The sequence below is a fragment of the Streptomyces griseorubiginosus genome (assembly GCF_036345115.1).
In the GTDB taxonomy this organism is placed as follows: domain Bacteria; phylum Actinomycetota; class Actinomycetes; order Streptomycetales; family Streptomycetaceae; genus Streptomyces; species Streptomyces griseorubiginosus_C.
Window position 1 is genome coordinate 1,237,360 of sequence record NZ_CP107766.1, and the last position, 16,076, is coordinate 1,253,435.

Genomic DNA, 16,076 nt, shown 5'->3' on the forward strand with positions numbered 1-16,076 from the left:
GCCGCGTGCACCACCGGTCGGAGAACCGCGTGCACCACCGGTCGGTGAGCCGCCTGCACCCCCGGCCGGTGAGCCGCGTGCTTCCACCTACAGCCGCGTGCAGCACACGCTGTCGGTGCAGTGCATGCACCGCACCACATCCGGCCTTCGGTGAGCCGCATTCACCCCGCCCGGCCGACGTCACCGTCGCGTCGGGCCCTCAGGCATCCCGCGCGTGAGGAGACCCCCGCTCGGCCGCCGCGGCACTGCGTCCGCCCCGTGCCAGCCGGGCCACGCGGGGCCAGTCGGCCGGTGCCGCGGTCACCGGTCTGCCGGGGCGACGGCGTGGCACCCGGACCCGCAGGGCGCCCGGCGCGGTACGGCACACCACGGGGGTCGGCAGCACGACGTGTTCTCCGTCGATGCCGACCGCGATGTCGGCGGTGTCCGCGTCCACGACGACCTCGTCGGCCCGTAGCCTCATGACGGACCCGGAGCGCGCGCCGCGCACCAGCCGGGCCGCCTGGGAGGTGTTCGCCACGCGCACGCCCAGCACCCCGAGCAGCCCCGAGTCGAGCCGTTCCCGGCGCCCGGGACGGGCCGAATCGACCGCCCGCAGATAGGGGTTGTTGCTGACGAGCAACGCCTGGAGCCCGGCGACGTGCGTGGGGCCGGCCCGCATCCGCAGGTCCGGCGCGTCCGCTCCGGTGAGCAGGCCGGGAAGGGTCCGCAGGGTCGTGTGCAGTTTGGCGTCGCGGTAGGCGGGATCGGCGACCACGGAGGCGTACGTCCCGAAGGAGGCGTTGTTGACGAACACGCGGTCCGCGGCGAAGCCGAGGTCCACATGGAGTTCCACGCCGTCGGTGAGGGCTTCGAGGGCCGCCGCCGGATCCTCGCGGTCGAGGCCGAGATCGAGGGCGAAGTGGTTACGGGTCCCCGCGGGGATCACGACGAAGGGCACGTCGTGCCGGGCCGCCACCTCGGCCACCAGGGCCTGGGTGCCGTCGCCGCCGGCCACCGCCAGCAGGTCGGCGCCCTCGGCCACGGCCTGCCGGGCGAGGTCCACCACGTCCTGGTGCCCGTCGAGGAGCACGACGCGGGCGCCCGCCGCCCGGGCCTTGTCCACCAGGCCGAAGCGTCCCACCTTGCCGCCGCCGGAGCGCGGGTTCATCACGACCCAGGGAGCGCGCGGCGCCGACGCCGGCCGGAGCGGGGTGCGCGGCGGCGCCAGGGCGGTGCGGGCCGAGGCGACGGCCAGCATCCACAGGGCCAGGGACAGACAGGCCGGGCCCAGCATGCCCGACGCGCCGTACAGGGAGAGCACGGTGAGCGGAGCGGTCACCGACAGCACCAGCCCGAGGACGCGCAGGACACCGGTGTGGGCCAGCGTCCACCACACCCCGACGGCGGCGACCGCCACCCCGGCGATGCCGACGAGGGCCCACAGCACACTGCGCAGTCCGGCCACCACGAGCGGCACCAGGACGCTGCACAGCAGGGCGAGAAGGGCGAGGCGGGCCCGGAGGACGCTGCCGGTGCGTGCACCGGAGCTCTGTTGCCGTCCCATGCCCTCGCCCTCCCTCCCGGCGCCGCCCCCGACACGAACCCCCTGCATGCCGCGTCGTCAGATGTCGCGCCCAGGGCGCTCGAACGGTTCGAAGGAGTCGTCGCGGCGGACCGTGCACAGAGCCCAGATGATGAACCCCGAGATCGCGATCATCACGATCGACCAGGCCGGGTAGTACGGCAGGGAGAGGAAGTTCGCGATGATGATGAGCCCGGCGATGGCGACCCCGGACACCCGGGCCCAGGTGGCCGCGCGGAAGAGCCCGAGGCTCACCAGCACGCCGATCGCGCCCAGCGCGAGATGGATCCAGCCCCAGCTGGTCAGGTCGAACTCGAAGACGTAGTTGCGCGTCGTGACGAAGACGTCGTCCTCGGCGATGGCCATGATGCCCCGGAAGATGTCGAGCACTCCGGCGAGCATCAGCATCACGGCCGCGAAGACCGTCGTACCGGCGGCCCAGTCCTGCTTGGCCGTGGACTGGCGTGCGGTGTGGTGGGTGGCGGTCATCCTGACCCCTCCTTCAGATCGGCCGGCTCAGTGCCGGGAGGTGGCGGCGACGCCCGCGGACGTCCCCGAACCCTGGCCGCTCAGGACGAGGTCCTTCGCCCTGGCGAACTCCTCGTCCGTGATGTCGCCCTTGGCGCGGATCTCCGACAGCCGGGCCAGTTCGTCGACGCTGCTGGTCCCGCCGCCGTCCCTGGCGGTCTCACGGATGTACGAGTCGAAGGCCTGCTGCTGCGCCCTTGCCTGGGCGACCTCACGGCGGCCCATGTTCTTGCCGCGGGCGATGACGTACACGAAGACACCCAGGAAGGGCAGGACGATCGTGAACACCAGCCAGCCGGCCTTGGCCCAGCCGCTCAGGGCGTCGTCCCGGAAGATGTCGACGACGATCCGGAAGAGCAGGACGAACCACATGATCCACAGGAAGAACCACAGCATGGACCAGAAGACGCTCAGCAGCGGATAGTCGTACGCGAGGTACGTGGACGCACTCATGTCACTCTCCTCCGTCCGGGGCCTTCGCCCGGCCGCCTGTCGGTGCCGTCCTCAGCGTGCCCACGGCAAGACGCGGACGGCTTCACCCGGGGCGGGTGAGCGGGATGCCCCGGCAGGGACCCGCGGCGGCGGCAGGAGGGGGCGCGGTCACGGCCGGGACGGCGGCGCGGCTCACGCCGGCGCGTGTCCCGGTCGGTCGCCGGTGTCCGGCGGCGGTTGTGCGGCGGCCAGTACCGCCGTGATCGCCAGCACCACCAGGACCAGCACCAGGACGAGGGTGACCGCGCCCACGGTGGGGTGGTTCCAGAGGACGAGGGCGAGGGCGCCCGCGCCGATGGTGACCCCGGTGGTCCACTGCCGGTGCGCGGACAGCCAGTGTCCGGTGAGACCGGTGGTCGTCCCCGCGCGGCGCAGCGCGCTCCCGGCGCCCGCCGCCCCGCGCCCGGCGAGGCCGCGTACACCGTGGGCGGCCCGGCCGGGGCCGTAGAGGTAGGCGGTCAGGGCCGTGAGGAGGCAGACCACGAGAAGGGTGCGGGCGCTCGCGCGCAGGAAGCGGACGAAGGTGTCGAAGACGGCGGCGGCGGCCTCGGGCGGCAGCGTCGCGGGCGGCACGGAGTCCAGGTAGACGCGCCGCAGCACGACCAGTGCGACGAGCACCACCACCGCCGTCAGGCCGACGCCGAGCGCGGTGATCATCACCATCACCCGGTGGCCGGGAGCGACCCACACGGCGAGGGCGCCGAGGGCGAGCGTCAGGACGGGCAGCCAGGTGCCGACGACGTCCAGCAGCCGCATCCCGTCCTGGGCCTTGGCAAGTTGTTCGGTACGGAACAGCGTGACGGTGCGGTCGGTGTCCGGGATGGCGGCGGCCTTCTCGAAGCCGGCGTCGACGAGGCGTTGCCGCACCTGGTCGACCACGGCGCCGATGTCCAGCCGCACGGTGTCCCCCTCGGCCCGCACCGCCCCCTCGCGGTCGCCGGTGAGCATGTTCAGCACGGTGGCGTGAGCCCGCCGGTTGGCGCCTTCCCACGCCTGCTGGAAGGCCTCGCCGGTGACCACCCGGGTCACGATGCGGTCCACGACGGAGCGGACGGCGGAGCGCAGCGGCGTGGTGAGGGACTGGGCCCCCTCGACCACGCGGGGCGGTGCCCCGCCGTCGGCCAGTGTCGTGGTGAGCGCGGCCGTGATGGCTGCCACGTCCACCTGGGCCACCACCCGGTCGGTCAACCGGTCGATGACGACGTTCTGCACGGCCGGGTCGGAGGCCAGTGGTGCGACGGTCCGCACATACCGGTCGGTGTCGGAGACCTGGTCGTGCACCCAGGTCGCGACGAGGGCGAGCGGTGCGAGCAGGAGGGTCAGCACCAGGAGGACCGTGGCACCCGCGTAGCGCAGTCGTCGGTGGCGCAGCTTCGCGGCACGGCGCAGTCGCTGGTACTCCGCGTGTTCGTCGGTGGTCACGGTGTGACCGGTGTCGGTGGGTGTGGCGCCGCCCTGCGCCCCGGGGGTGGAGGCGGGATACATGATGTCTCCGTCGTTGTGAGCCCGGCCGACCGGGCTCGTTCTCAGCCGTCCGCGGGCCTCGGGCATCCACCGCCTCGGGCATCCGCCGGCCTCGGAGGTCACAGGCCTCGGACGTCCGCGGGCCTCGCACAGGTCGCAGCCCTCGGACGTTCGCGGGCCTCGGACGCCGCAGGTCTCGGACGCCGCAAGCCGCAGCCGCTCGCCGGCCTCGGACGTCGCGGACCGCCGACGTCGCGGGCCTACACGCTCGCCGGCTCGTGGTGCCCGGTGGTGATGCCGGACCGGCGCAGCGCGGCGCGCCAGGCCAGGGCGAGCACCAGCTCGAACAGGCCGAGCAGCACGAGCCACAGGCCGAGCAGCCGGGTCAGCGCGCGGGCCGACTCGGCCGGCAGGGCCAGCACCACGATCCCGGCGACGATGGCGACCACGGCCATGCCCAGCACGAAGGCGCGGTGCGGCAGGTCCTCGGCGGTGATCGCCGTGTACAGGGTGAGGATCCCGGACACCAGCCAGACGACTCCGACGATCAGGGAGAGCGCGGCGATGGTCTGGAGCGGATTGCGCAGGCACAGCACGCCCGCGAGGACGTACAGCACGGCCATGAGCAGCCCGATGAGCCGTTCGCCGGGCGCGTGCCAGGCGAAGACGGACACGAACCGGAACGCCCCCGCCACCAGCAGGTACAGGCCGATCAGGACGGCGAGGACGTGCAGCGTCTCCTCCGGCCACACCAGGACGAGGACGCCCGGCACGAGCGTGGCGATCGCGGAACCCAGGATCCAGGTCCAGGAACGGCCGAGCCGCTCCAGTACGTCCGCTCCGCCCACCGGCTGATCGGTCCCGTAGGGGCTGTCCTCCGGTGCGGTACGTGATGCCGGACCTCGCTGCGTGGTCATGGCTGCTCCTCGCCCGGTCGAACGGGTCGTCCGCGCACCGCCCGGGGCGGTGCGCGGTCCCTCACGCGGCCAGCGTCCCGCGTGCCGCGGGCGGCCGGGTCACCCGCCGTGGGTGATCCGGCGGTCCGGCGGGGCCGGTGGGCTGGAACCGAGGCCGTACGCCGGCCCGGCGGCGGCCCGAACGAAGAGGGACGAGATGAGCGCTCCCCCGAGCGCCGGGACGCACCACCCCCGCCCCGGTCCGGCGGGCGATGTCCGAGGCCGTCACCCCCGCCGTGCGGGTGCGCGGCCCGCCGGTCGTGGTGCGGCTCCTCGTCGTCGATCCAGGAGGTCCAGCCATGACCGCAACCGTCTCCTCCACGGTCCTTCTGTCGCCCGCGGAACGGGCGGCGATCGGCAAGAACGCCCGCGCCCGGGCGTCCCGTTCGAGCCACGGCTTCCTCGAGGCGGGCCCGGAGCGGTTCGACCCCGTCGAGGTGATAGAGCGTCAGTCGGCCACCCGGGTACCCGAGTTGGTACCGATCCGCTACGGCCGCATGCTCGAGTCGCCGTTCCGTTTCTACCGCGGCGCGGCCGCGATCATGGCGGCGGACCTGGGGGCGGCGCCGGACACGGGACTGCGGGTGCAGTTGTGCGGAGACGCGCATCTGCTGAACTTCCGGCTGCTGGCCTCGCCGGAGCGTCATCTCGTCTTCGACATCAACGACTTCGACGAGACGCTGCCCGGCCCGTTCGAATGGGACGTCAAGCGCCTGGCCACCAGCTTCGCCATCGCGGGGCGCGCCAACGGCTTCTCCCTCAAGGAGCAGAACACCATCGTGCGCACCTGTGTCCGGGCCTACCGGAAACGGATGCGTGACCTCGCGGGCATGCGCACCCTGGACATCTGGTACGCCCAGGACGACGTCGAGCGCCTCCGCGCGCTGCTCGCCTCCTCGATGGACAAGAAGACCAGGCGCCGTACCACCCGGGCCACCGAGCAGGCCCGCACCCGCACCCATCTCCAGGCCTTCGCGAAGCTCACGCGCAGCACGTCCGAGGGGCGCCGGATCGCCGCCGACCCGCCGCTGATCACCCCGCTGAGGGATCTGCTGGCCGACGCGGCGGACAACCAGCAGGAGAAGGAGCTCCAGACCGTCCTGGAGGAGTACACGCTCACCCTGCCGTCCGAGCGCCGGCACCTGCTGCACCACTTCCGTCTGGTGGACATGGCCCGCAAGGTGGTGGGCGTGGGCAGTGTCGGCACCCGCTGCTGGATCCTGCTGCTGCTCGGCCGGGACGACGGCGATCCGCTGCTCCTCCAGGCCAAGGAGGCCCAGGAGTCGGTGCTGGCCGCCCAGACCGGCGCCGACCGCTTCGACAACCAGGGCCGCCGGGTCGTCACCGGCCAGCGCCTGATCCAGACGACCAGCGACATCTTCCTGGGCTGGACGCACGTGGTGGGCATCGACGGCCACGAACGCGACTTCTACGTACGGCAGTTGCGGGACTGGAAGGGCATCGTGCACCCGGAGACCATGGACCCCGGCCTGCTCGGGCTGTTCGCGCGGCTGTGCGGTGCCTCGCTGGCCCGGGCGCACGCCCGTTCCGGTGATCCGATCGCCATCGCCGCCTACCTGGGCTCCGGCGACCGCTTCGACCAGGCGCTCACCGGATACGCCCAGTCCTACGCCGACCGGAACGAGCAGGACTTCGAGGCGCTGGCCGCCGCCGTGCGCTCCGGCCGGGTCACCGCGGAGAGCCTCTGAGCGCCGGGGTCAAGGCCTGCGCGCGGTCACTCCGGCATCCGCCGCATCTCCACCACGTGCAGGCCCAGCGACTGGCAGCGGGCCAGCAGGCCGAACAGGTGCGCCTCGTCCACCACGGAGCCGAACAGGACGGTCTGTCCGGACATGACCACGCGTTCCAGCTCGGGAAACGCTTCGGCCAGTGTGTCCGACATGTGTCCGTCGACTCGGATCTCGTAGCGCATGGGCTCTGCTCCCCGCGGGCGGCCGGGAGGGCGTTCGGTGCCCTGTTCTGCGATGGTCCCCTCGCCCGGCGCCTCCCGGCCTCACCCGGCACAGGTGATCCGCCGGCGGCTCTCGGACGAGCGGGTTCAGTGTTTCAGGAACACCTTGAAGGAGATGATCAGCAGGCCGATCAGGAGGTTGACGGAGGCGGTGGCGGCCACCAGGCGCCAGGAGGCACCGGCCCGGCGGGCCGCGGCCATGGACCAGCCCACCTGCCCGGCCACCGCGACGGAGAGGGCCAGCCAGAGGGCGCCCTGCACGCCCAGGCCCAGCAGTGGACTGACCGCCACCGCCAGGGCCGGCGGCACGGCGGCCTTGACGATCGGCCACTCCTCCCGGCAGGCGTGGAACACGACCTGGCGGTCGAGGCGCTGCTGCGCGAGACGTGACCCGAACAGCTGGGCGTGCACATGCGCGATCCAGAACGCCACCCCCGTGAGCAGCAACAGCACCACCAGCTCGAGGCGCGGGAACGAGCCGAGGGTGCCGGCGCCGATCACCACGGAGGCCGCGAGCATGGATCCGTAGACGCCGCCGGTGTAGTCGCCGCGGGCCCGGCGACCGGTGCCGGTCCCGCGGGCCGCGCTGTGGTCGGTGGTGGACATCGGTGCTCCCTGCGGGTCAGCGCGCCGGTCCGGCCGAGGGAGCCGGCGTGGCCTTCTTCGGGGCCGCGCTACGGCTCTTCCGGCCGGCCGGGAGGTTCGGTGTGACGAGGAGACTGGCCAGCGTGATGCCGCCGGTGGCGAGGATCGCCGCCTTGAGGCCGTCGAGCTGCGCGGAGGCGTAGGAGTCGGCGACGGCGTCGACCTCGGAGGGCGGCAGTCCGGCGTCGGCGGCCGCCGAGCGCACCTGGTCGGTGGTGACGAAGGAGATCCCGGACTCGAGGGCGATGCCGGTCTGGGTACGGGCCTCTTGGGAGAGCTGCGGATCGTCCTCGACCTGCGAGGTGAAGGCGTGCGCCAGCGAACCGAGGAGGATCGACCCGATGAGGGCCGTGCCCAGCGCGGAGCCCAGGTTCTGCGCCGTGAACTGGAGCCCGCCGACCTCGCTGCGCTCCGCCTCGCCGACGCTGGACTGGACGACGTTGCCCAGCTGCGAGGCGAGCAGGCCGGTGCCCACGCCCACCAGGGCCATGGCTCCGGCGAACTGCGCGTCGTCGATGACCGGGTCGATGGTGGCCAGCAGCCACACGACGGCGACCGCCAGGGTGACGAGGGCGAGCCGGACCATCCGGCGCGGTCCGACCGCCCGCCCCAGCGAGGAGGCCAGCATGGAGGCGGCGAGCATGGTGATCGACACCGGGAGCAGCCGCAGCCCGGTCTCGAACGCGTCGAAGCCCTGCACCACCTGCAGGTAGAGCGGGATGACGAAGAACAGTCCCAGCAGGATGAGGTTCTGGCTCAGCAGGGCCATCAGACCGGAGCGCAGCGCCGGCCGGCCCAGCAGGGGCAGATGGACGAGGGGATCGGTGCCCCGTTCGGCCCGCCGTCGCTCCCAGCGGACGAAGAGGGCGAGGACGGCCGCTCCGGCCCCGACGACGAACAGCGTCGGGGAGAACCCGAGGACGGTGAAGGGCGGGTTGCGGGGCGAGACCCAGCCCCAGGTGCTGCTCTGGAGCACCCCGAGCACGCCCAGCCCCAGCCCGGCGGCCGACAGCACGGCGCCGATCCCGTCGAGGCGGGGGCGGGTCCCGGTGCGGGCCGGTTCGGTGATCATCCGGCGGCAGCACAGCACGGCCAGGACGACGACGACCTCGCCGACGAACACCAGCCGCCAGGTGAGGTAGGTGGTCACCCAGCCGCCGAGCAGCGGCCCGACCGCGATCCCCGCGCCGGCGAGGCCGCCGATGACGCCGTAGGCGACGGCCCGGTCCGGTCCGCGGTAGGACTCCGCGACGAGGGCCGCCATGGCCGGCAGCACCATGGCGGCGCCGAGCCCCTCGATGACCGACCAGCCCAGGGCGAGGACCCACACGGTGGGGGCCAGCGCGGTCAGGGCCGATCCCACGGCGTACACGACGAGTCCGAGGAAGAAGAGCCGACGGCGGCCCAGGATGTCGCCGAGCCTGCCACCGATGATCATGAACGCGGCCATGACCAGCGCGTACAGGGTGATGACGGCCTGGATGGTGGTGACCTCGGTGTCGAAGTCTTCGACCAGTTGGCTGATCGAGACGTTCATGACCGAGGTGTCCAGGACCATCAGGAACTGAGCCGTTCCCAGGACGATCAGAGCGCGCCAGCGTCTCACGGTGAACACCTCGCCAGGTCGGTTCGCGGCGGCGGTGCGGGCGGCCGCCCGTTCCATCGCAGCGGAAGGGGCGGCCCGGCGCCTCACCCGTCGCGGGCGACCCCCGCTGTCCTCACAGGAGCCACAGGAGTCACAGGAGCCGCAGGTCCCGTGCGCGCCGTACGGCCTCGCTGCGGCGGTTCACCGCCAGCTTCCGGTACAGGCTCTTGAGGTGGGTCTTCACCGTGTTCACCGACAGGTACAGGTCCGCGGCGATCTCCTGCGTCGACATCATCTGGGCCAGCCGTCGCAGGACGTCGCGCTCGCGCTCGCTCAGCTCCTGCACGACGACCGGCGCGGGGGGCGGGGCCCCGGCCGGTCCGCCGGCAGCCGCGGGGTCGTGCAGGAGCCATCCGTGGGCCAGCACCCGCAGCGACGCCGTGGCCAGCAGTGGCCTGATCCACCGCCCGGCGTCCAGGAAGGGGCGCCGCAGCCGTTCGCGCCGGGCGGCGAGCAGGGCCTGCGCGACGAACCGGCGGGCCGTGTCGGCGTCACCCGCCGCTTCGGCGGCCTGCGCTCTCACCAGTGCCGCCCGGACGGTCACCGCGGGCCCCGGCCGGCTCTCGGCGGGCACGCTGTCGAGAAGGTCGATCGCGGCGCCCGGTCGTCCGGCGGCGAGCTGGATGCGTGCGGCCTCCACCGCCCACGCCGGCTGGTCGTCCGGCAGGTTCCGCAGCACCTCGGCTGCCGTCTCCGCCCGCCCTTCGGCCAGGTGGACGGTGGAGGCGACCACCCGCTCCAGGCTCTCCGCCCACGGTGAGGCGACGGCGGTGGACAGGGCCGGGGCCGCCGACTCCATGGCCGCCCGCCCGTTGCCCCGCGCCAGTTGGAGCCGGGCCGCGGCGATGGCCCGGCCGGCGGCCTTCACCGGGTCCTGGGTCTCGTGGCCGAGCTCGTCGGCCTCGTCGAGGAGCGCCTGGGCCCGGCCCAGCTCGTTGCGGTCGACCGCCACGGCGGCCAGCACCAGCCGCTCGATGCCGGAGCCCGAGGGCTGGGGCAGGCTGAACCGCTCCGTCTCCGTCATCGCCGCCAGGGCCTTGTGCTCGGCCCGGCCGGGCCATCCGTTCAGATAGTCGATCAGCGCCAGGTGGCCCATCGACTCCTCCCGGGGCAGCACCGTCAGGGCCCCGCCGGGACAGTCGGCCGCCTCGGTCAGGGCGGCGCGGGCGTCCTCGTAGCGTCCGGCCCACAGACGCGTGGAGCCCAGGTGCGTGAGCAGCAGGGCGGGCAGTTCGGGGTGCTTGTCCAGGAGGTGCGCGGGGATCTCCGGCCGCACCTCGTCCGCTGTCTCGGCGGCCTGCTCGGCGCGGGCCGGGGAGCCGGTCAGTCTGGCGGCCACCGTCTCCAGGAGCGCCCAGCTCAGCTGGGCCGCCGCCGGGTCGCCCTCCTCGACGGCCAGCCGCGCCTCGGCGTGGTGCAGGTGGGCCATGCCCCGGTCGAGGTCGCTCTGCGCCAGGTCGCGAGCGGCCCGGACGAGTTCCGTGGCGGGACCCGTGGACTCGGGGCCCATCCCGGAGAACAGCTCGTTGAGGTCGTCGGAGCGCAGTCCGGTGAAGAACTGTCCTATCGCCAGGTCGTCGACGAGGGCGCCGGCGGTGAAGTCCCAGTCGGCGGCGGCGGCACCGTGGGCGAGCGCCTCCGGGAGGGTGCCGCGGCGCCGCAGCCACTGGGCCGCGGAGAGGTGCAGATCGGGTTCCAGTCCGGGGCTGCGGACCCGCAGGTGGGTCTGGAGTATCTCCCCGAACAGCGGGTGCAGGCGGTACCAGCCCTGCCCCAGCTGTTCGACGAAGGCGTTGTCGCGGTACAGCTCGGCCAGGATGCGGTCCGCGTCGGTCCGGTGGGTCAGTTCGTTCACCAGGTCGGGGCAGAAGCGGTCCAGCACACTCACGCGCAGCAGGAGGTCCTGCGTCTCCCCCGGCTGGCGGCTGAGCACCTCCGCCAGCAGGAAGTCGGCGACCGTGCTGCGGTCGGCCTCGAACTCCTTGAGATACGTCTGCGGGTCCGGGCTCTGCTGCGCCGCCAGGGCGCACAGCCGCAGGCCGGCGGCCCAGCCGCGGGTGCGCTCCACCAGGGCGCGTACGGCGTCCGCGGGCAGGCTCAGCCCGTGCAGTTCCAGCAGTGTCGCCGCCTCCTGCGGGGTGAAGGCGAGCTCGGCGTCCCGGACCTCCGTGAGGGCTCCGGCCGCCCGGTAGCGGTGCAGGGAGAACATCGGCTCGTTGCGGGTGACGAGGACCAGCCGCAGTCCGGCGCCGGAGTGCTGGAGCACGAATTCCAGCTGCTCCGCCACCTGGGACGCGCTCACCCGGTCGAACTCGTCGAGCACGACGAGCGGGGCCGGGTCGCGTCCGACCAGGTCCTCGGCGATCTCAGAGAGCACCTTGTGGCTCACCCTGCTCGGGTCCGCCGGGCAGTGGACCCGGTCGGTCAGCGGGGTGCCGGAGGCGCGCATCGCCTGGAGGAAGTACGCCCAGAACATGCCGGGCCGCTGTTCCTCCGCCTCGACGGTGAGCCAGGTGACGGGCTGGTCCAGACCCGCGGTCCAGTCGGCGACGAGAGCGGTCTTCCCCGCGCCCGCGGAGCCGTTGACCATGGTCAGGGGGGTCCGCAGGGCCTGGTCGAGGTGCCGGGTCAGGCGTGTGCGCTCAAGGAACACGGCGGGCCGGGACGGCACGGCGAACCGTGTGCGCAGGAATGGGCCACCGAGCGGATCGACACGGCCTTCGGCCGGCACCGCACTGTTCCTGTCGCCTGCAGCCACGGTGCTCACCACCACGCGTCGTCAGGTCATGGGCAGCGCTCCCCTTCGCTCAGCTTCTCACCCTTCCGGGGGACGCACCCGGCGAACAGGGCCCCACTGGTCCCATCAAGGGGCCGGTCGGCCCTGCGAAAGGACCACGAAAAAGGGCCCCGCGGGCTGTTGCCCGCGAAGGCCCTTCGTGCCGTCGGGACGACAGGATTTGAACCTGCGACCCCTTGACCCCCAGTCAAGTGCGCTACCAAGCTGCGCCACGTCCCGGCCGCGTCTCCCACGGGTGTTCCGTGTGATCGCGCGGGTAAACCCTACCCCACGCACGCGGCCGGGTCGGCTGGGCGGAACGTCAGCCCCGGGTGGTGACCGGCTCGCGGACCTCGGCGCCGTCCGTGACGACCCGGCGCGCGGCCCGCCGTACCGGAACGAGCAGGGCGGCCAGAGCCGCCGCCAGGCACAGCACGGCCAGCAGGGTGAAGCCGTGGGTGTACCCGGACTCGTACGGCAGGCCCGAGGGCTGGAGCCGGCCGGTGACCAGGACGCTGGTGACGGCCGCGCCGATGGAGCCGCCGATGGTGCGGATGTTGGCGTTCATGCCGGTCGCGGCGCCGGTCTGGTCGGCCGGGACGCTGCCCACGATCAGGTTGGCCATGGAGGCGAAGGCGAGTCCGATACCGAGGCCGAACAGGCCCGCGACGACGGCGATCTGCCACTGCTCGTCGTGCCACAGGGCGAGGAAGCCGCAGGCCACCGCGCCCAGCGCGGCGCCGGTCACCAGCAGGGCCTTGGCGCCGACGACCGGTTCCAGCCGGCCGCTGAGCACACCGGAGAGGAACATCGCGACCAGCATCGGCAGCATGAGCAGTCCGGCCGCGGTGACGCTCGCGCCGAAGCCGTATCCGGCCTCGGACGGCGTCTGCACGAAGCCCGGCAGGAAGGACCAGATCGAGTACATCCCGGCGCCGAAGAGCAGGGCCGCGGTGTTGGTGGTCCACACGGCCGGGAGCCTCATGACCCGCAGGTCGATCAGCGGGGTGCGGGAGCGGGCCTCGGAGTACAGCCACAGAGCGAACAGCGCGACGGCGGCGCCGAACAGACCGAGCACCCGTGCCGAGCCCCAGCCCCACCGGGCCGCCTGGCTGAGCGGCAGCAGCAGCGCGACCAGCCACGCGGACAGCAGCACGGCACCGAGCCAGTTGACGTTCCCTCGCGCCCTGTGGGGCGACTCGGGCACATACCGTACGGCGATGAGGGTGGCGGCGATCACGATGGCGACCGGGATCCAGAACAGCCAGCGGTAGTCGAGCGCGGTCACGATGGGACCGGCGGCGACCATGCCGACGCCACCGCCGGCGGCGATCACGGCGGACAGGTTGCTGATGGAGCCGCTGACCTGGGACGCGGCGAACTCGTCCCGGATGATGCCGAAGGAGAGCGGGAACAGGGCGCCGCCGACGCCCTGGACGACCCGGGCGACGATCAGGACGCCGATGCTCGGGGCGAGCGCGGCGAGCAGACAGCCGACGGCCACGGTCACCAGGACGGCGACGAGCGTGCGCTTCTTGCCGATCAGGTCACCGACGCGGCCGAGGATCGGCGTGAAGATCGAGGCGGACAGCAGATACGCGGTCATCACCCAGGTCACGGTGGACTGCGAGGTGTGCAGGGCGTGCTGGACGGTCGGCAGGGCCGGCGCGATCAGCGACTGGAGCATGGAGAACACGCCTGCACCGGCCGCGAGGACCGCGAAGGTGAGACGGGTGGACGAGCGGGGCATGAAGAGCCTCTCCGAGCGGACGGGGTGCGGCCGGAGCCTCGTGGGAAGCGGTCGCGGAAAGGACGATGGAGGCACCTCGGCTGATAAAGTGGAGGCACGCCTCCACTCTAGCGGAGGCACACCTCCGCTTCAACCCGTTCCGGAGGTAGACCTCCGTTTCATCCCCGGGAGGCAGCAGTGACCGCCCCGTCGCCGTTCCCCGTCAGCGAGATCGTCGCGTCCCGCCGGCCCCACCGGAAGGACGCCGCCCGCAACTACGACGCCCTGCTGGCCGCCGCGCGCGAGGCGTTCGCCGAGCACGGCGCGGAGGCGTCCCTGGAGGACATCGCGCGGCGCGCGGGCGTGGGCATCGGCACGCTGTACCGGAACTTCCCCACCCGCCGCCATCTCTTCGAGAGCGTCTACGCGGACGAGGTGAACACCCTGGTGAAGGCGGCCCTGGAGCTCGCCGACGAGGAGCCCTGGGAGGCGCTGACCGCCTGGCTCGACCGGTTCGCGGGCTACATGGTGACCAAACGGGCGGTGCGCGAGGCGCTCAACGACGAGTCGGAGATCTTCGCGGCGTGCCGGGAGTCGATGTACGCGGCGGGCGGCCCGCTGTTCGAGCGGGCGCAGGAGGCGGGTCGGGCTCGGCGGGACATGGACTTCGTGGACCTGCTGCGGATGGTCGCCGGTATCACCGCGACGGCCTTCGATGACGACGCCCAGCGCGATCGCGTGCTGTCGATCGCGCTGGACGGGGTGCGGGTCAGGAAGTGACGGGGGCCTGAGAGCTCGGGGCGGCCTGCCGCCTTGCGAGTGCGGGTCGCGGTGGATCGCTCGCAGTTCCCCGCGCCCCCAGGTGGGTATCAGTGGGCGGCGACCAGTTCGTGCTCGGTGTCGGCGGTCGGTTGCCGGGAGCCGCGCAGGGCGGCGATGCCGATGAAGACCATGGACGACAGGCCCGCGATGGCGAACGCGGTGAAGCCCCAGTCGCCGTTGCCCGAGGCGAGCAGCTGGCCACCGAGCCACGGGCCGAAGACGGCGCCGAAGCGGCCCATGCCCGAGGTCCAGCCGACCGCGGTGGCACGGTCGTCCGCGTTCGAGCGGATCGAGACCGTCGCGTAGATCATCGTCTGGGCGCTGTTCAGGAAGACCCCGGTGAGGAAGACGACGATCATCGTGACGGTCGTCGACATGTGGACGCTGAGCAGGAAGACGCCCGCGGCGGTGAGCGCGAACCAGATCGCGGCGATGCGCGGCGCGCCGAAGCGGTCGGCGGCCCGCCCCGCGACCAGCATGCCCACGATGCCGCCGAGGTTGAAGACGACCACGAAGGACAGGGCGGAACCCAGCACGTAACCCTCGGCCCGCATCAGGGTGGGCAGCCAGGTGGCGACGCCGTAGACGAGGAGCAGCCCGCCGAAGGAGGCCACCCAGTAGAGCAGGGTCTGGATCCACTCGTCGCCGCGGAAGAGGTTCGCGAGGTTGGCCCAGCGGTCACCGGCGCCGCCGGTCCTGGCGGCCGGCACCTCGACGTCGTAACGCCCGGCGAGCGCCCTGGCCTCCTCGGTGCGGCCCTTGGCGACCAGGAAGCTCAGCGACTCGGGCAGGAACTTGGCCAGCACCGGGGCGAAGAGCAGCGGGAGCACGCACACCCAGAACGCGGCCCGCCAGCCGACCGGGTCGATGAGCCACTTGGCCACGTAGGCGGAGAGGATGCCGCCCGCGTGGTGGGCGGTCATCAGCAGGCCGATGACGAGGGCGCCGCGGCCGCGCGGGGCGTAGTCGGAGACCATGCTGATCGCGGTGGGCAGCAGACCGCCGAGACCGACGCCCGCCAGGGTCCGGCCGAGGCCGAAGACGGCGACGCTCTCCGAGATCGCGCACAGTCCCGAGGCCAGCGAGAAGAGGGTCACGCAGGCGATCATCAGCTTCTTGCGCCCGACGCGGTCGGCGATCGTGCCGGCGGTGAGCGCGCCGACCAGCATCCCGAAGGTGGCGTAGCTGCCGAGGTCACCGGCCTGGTCCGCGGTGAGGCCGAAGGTCCTGGTCTCCAGCAGGTGGGGCAGCACCGAGCCGTAGATGAACATGTCGAGACCGTCGAAGAGCACGGCCAGCCAGCACAGACCGACGACCAGGAGAGCCAGTCTGCTGCCGCGGGCGGACAGCGGGGAGGGGGAGGAGGACATCGTTGGTTACCTCTCGTACGTGGTGCGCCAGACGCTAAGGAGCCACCCCCGGATGTGTCAACGCTTTTGTCAACAATCTCATCGACAATCCAGGGGTGGTTCGGAAAGGCGCA

13 protein-coding genes and 1 tRNA gene are annotated in these 16,076 nt (G+C 72.7%); 2 read left to right on the top strand and 12 right to left on the bottom strand.

The annotated features are described in order from the left end of the window. Window positions 1-199 precede the first annotated feature (199 nt). From OHN19_RS05755 to OHN19_RS05775, 5 genes are all read right to left on the bottom strand, one after another. Window positions 200-1,546 carry a diacylglycerol/lipid kinase family protein gene (locus OHN19_RS05755; RefSeq protein ID WP_330263093.1) on the bottom strand — a complete coding sequence of 449 codons (1,347 nt, stop codon included), beginning with the start codon at window positions 1,544-1,546 and terminating at the stop codon, window positions 200-202. A 57-nt stretch (window positions 1,547-1,603) separates the two neighbouring features. Further along, window positions 1,604-2,053, bottom strand: a complete 450-nt coding sequence (locus OHN19_RS05760; protein ID WP_330263094.1) for a DUF7144 family membrane protein — start codon at window positions 2,051-2,053, stop codon at window positions 1,604-1,606. A gap of 27 nt (window positions 2,054-2,080) precedes the next feature. Continuing rightward, on the bottom strand, window positions 2,081-2,545 hold the full coding sequence (locus OHN19_RS05765; protein WP_330263095.1) for an SHOCT domain-containing protein: 465 nt from the start codon (window positions 2,543-2,545) through the stop codon (window positions 2,081-2,083). A gap of 171 nt (window positions 2,546-2,716) precedes the next feature. Then, window positions 2,717-4,069, bottom strand: coding sequence for a hypothetical protein (locus OHN19_RS05770; protein WP_330263096.1), 1,353 nt, complete (start codon window positions 4,067-4,069; stop codon window positions 2,717-2,719). A 239-nt stretch (window positions 4,070-4,308) separates the two neighbouring features. Then, the gene (locus tag OHN19_RS05775) at window positions 4,309-4,965 is read right to left on the bottom strand and encodes a DUF308 domain-containing protein (RefSeq protein WP_330263097.1); all 657 of its coding nucleotides are present in this window, start codon (window positions 4,963-4,965) and stop codon (window positions 4,309-4,311) included. Window positions 4,966-5,303: 338 nt separating this feature from the next. Here OHN19_RS05775 and OHN19_RS05780 point away from each other — a divergent pair, with 338 nt between their 5' ends. Next, window positions 5,304-6,713: a DUF2252 domain-containing protein gene (locus tag OHN19_RS05780; protein ID WP_330263098.1), complete on the top strand. Its 1,410-nt coding sequence runs from the start codon at window positions 5,304-5,306 to the stop codon at window positions 6,711-6,713. A 26-nt stretch (window positions 6,714-6,739) separates the two neighbouring features. On the opposite strand, the gene OHN19_RS05785 is transcribed toward OHN19_RS05780, so the two are convergent. The 6 genes from OHN19_RS05785 to OHN19_RS05810 all read right to left on the bottom strand — a co-directional run bounded on the left by OHN19_RS05785 (window position 6,740) and on the right by OHN19_RS05810 (window position 13,792). Further along, window positions 6,740-6,937: a hypothetical protein gene (locus OHN19_RS05785; RefSeq protein ID WP_330263099.1), complete on the bottom strand. Its 198-nt coding sequence runs from the start codon at window positions 6,935-6,937 to the stop codon at window positions 6,740-6,742. A 126-nt stretch (window positions 6,938-7,063) separates the two neighbouring features. Next, window positions 7,064-7,582: a hypothetical protein gene (locus OHN19_RS05790; protein WP_330263100.1), complete on the bottom strand. Its 519-nt coding sequence runs from the start codon at window positions 7,580-7,582 to the stop codon at window positions 7,064-7,066. Window positions 7,583-7,598: 16 nt separating this feature from the next. Further along, window positions 7,599-9,227 (bottom strand): MFS transporter, encoded by a 1,629-nt coding sequence (locus tag OHN19_RS05795; protein WP_330263101.1) that lies wholly within the window; start codon window positions 9,225-9,227, stop codon window positions 7,599-7,601. A 130-nt stretch (window positions 9,228-9,357) separates the two neighbouring features. Then, on the bottom strand, window positions 9,358-12,039 hold the full coding sequence (locus OHN19_RS05800; protein WP_330263102.1) for a LuxR C-terminal-related transcriptional regulator: 2,682 nt from the start codon (window positions 12,037-12,039) through the stop codon (window positions 9,358-9,360). Window positions 12,040-12,208: 169 nt separating this feature from the next. Continuing rightward, a tRNA-Pro gene (locus tag OHN19_RS05805) sits at window positions 12,209-12,282 on the bottom strand. 82 nt (window positions 12,283-12,364) lie between these two features. Further along, window positions 12,365-13,792: an MFS transporter gene (locus OHN19_RS05810; RefSeq protein ID WP_330263103.1), complete on the bottom strand. Its 1,428-nt coding sequence runs from the start codon at window positions 13,790-13,792 to the stop codon at window positions 12,365-12,367. Between the two features lie 177 nt (window positions 13,793-13,969). Here OHN19_RS05810 and OHN19_RS05815 point away from each other — a divergent pair, with 177 nt between their 5' ends. Further along, the gene (locus OHN19_RS05815) at window positions 13,970-14,551 is read left to right on the top strand and encodes a helix-turn-helix domain-containing protein (protein ID WP_330263104.1); all 582 of its coding nucleotides are present in this window, start codon (window positions 13,970-13,972) and stop codon (window positions 14,549-14,551) included. Between the two features lie 89 nt (window positions 14,552-14,640). Here the strand turns inward: OHN19_RS05815 and OHN19_RS05820 are convergent, their stop codons facing one another. After that, a complete protein-coding gene (locus OHN19_RS05820) occupies window positions 14,641-15,963 on the bottom strand; it encodes an aromatic acid/H+ symport family MFS transporter (protein ID WP_330263105.1) in 1,323 nt (440 codons plus the stop codon). Between the last annotated feature and the right edge of the window lie 113 nt (window positions 15,964-16,076).

Coding starts and splice junctions, on each gene's coding strand:
- OHN19_RS05810 (WP_330263103.1), bottom strand. CDS start 13,792: ATGCCCCGCTCGTCCACCCGTCTCACCTTCGCGGTCCTCGCGGCCGGT.
- OHN19_RS05755 (WP_330263093.1), bottom strand. CDS start 1,546: ATGGGACGGCAACAGAGCTCCGGTGCACGCACCGGCAGCGTCCTCCGG.
- OHN19_RS05820 (WP_330263105.1), bottom strand. CDS start 15,963: ATGTCCTCCTCCCCCTCCCCGCTGTCCGCCCGCGGCAGCAGACTGGCT.
- OHN19_RS05765 (WP_330263095.1), bottom strand. CDS start 2,545: ATGAGTGCGTCCACGTACCTCGCGTACGACTATCCGCTGCTGAGCGTC.
- OHN19_RS05775 (WP_330263097.1), bottom strand. CDS start 4,965: ATGACCACGCAGCGAGGTCCGGCATCACGTACCGCACCGGAGGACAGC.
- OHN19_RS05780 (WP_330263098.1), top strand. CDS start 5,304: ATGACCGCAACCGTCTCCTCCACGGTCCTTCTGTCGCCCGCGGAACGG.
- OHN19_RS05770 (WP_330263096.1), bottom strand. CDS start 4,069: ATGTATCCCGCCTCCACCCCCGGGGCGCAGGGCGGCGCCACACCCACC.
- OHN19_RS05760 (WP_330263094.1), bottom strand. CDS start 2,053: ATGACCGCCACCCACCACACCGCACGCCAGTCCACGGCCAAGCAGGAC.
- OHN19_RS05785 (WP_330263099.1), bottom strand. CDS start 6,937: ATGCGCTACGAGATCCGAGTCGACGGACACATGTCGGACACACTGGCC.
- OHN19_RS05790 (WP_330263100.1), bottom strand. CDS start 7,582: ATGTCCACCACCGACCACAGCGCGGCCCGCGGGACCGGCACCGGTCGC.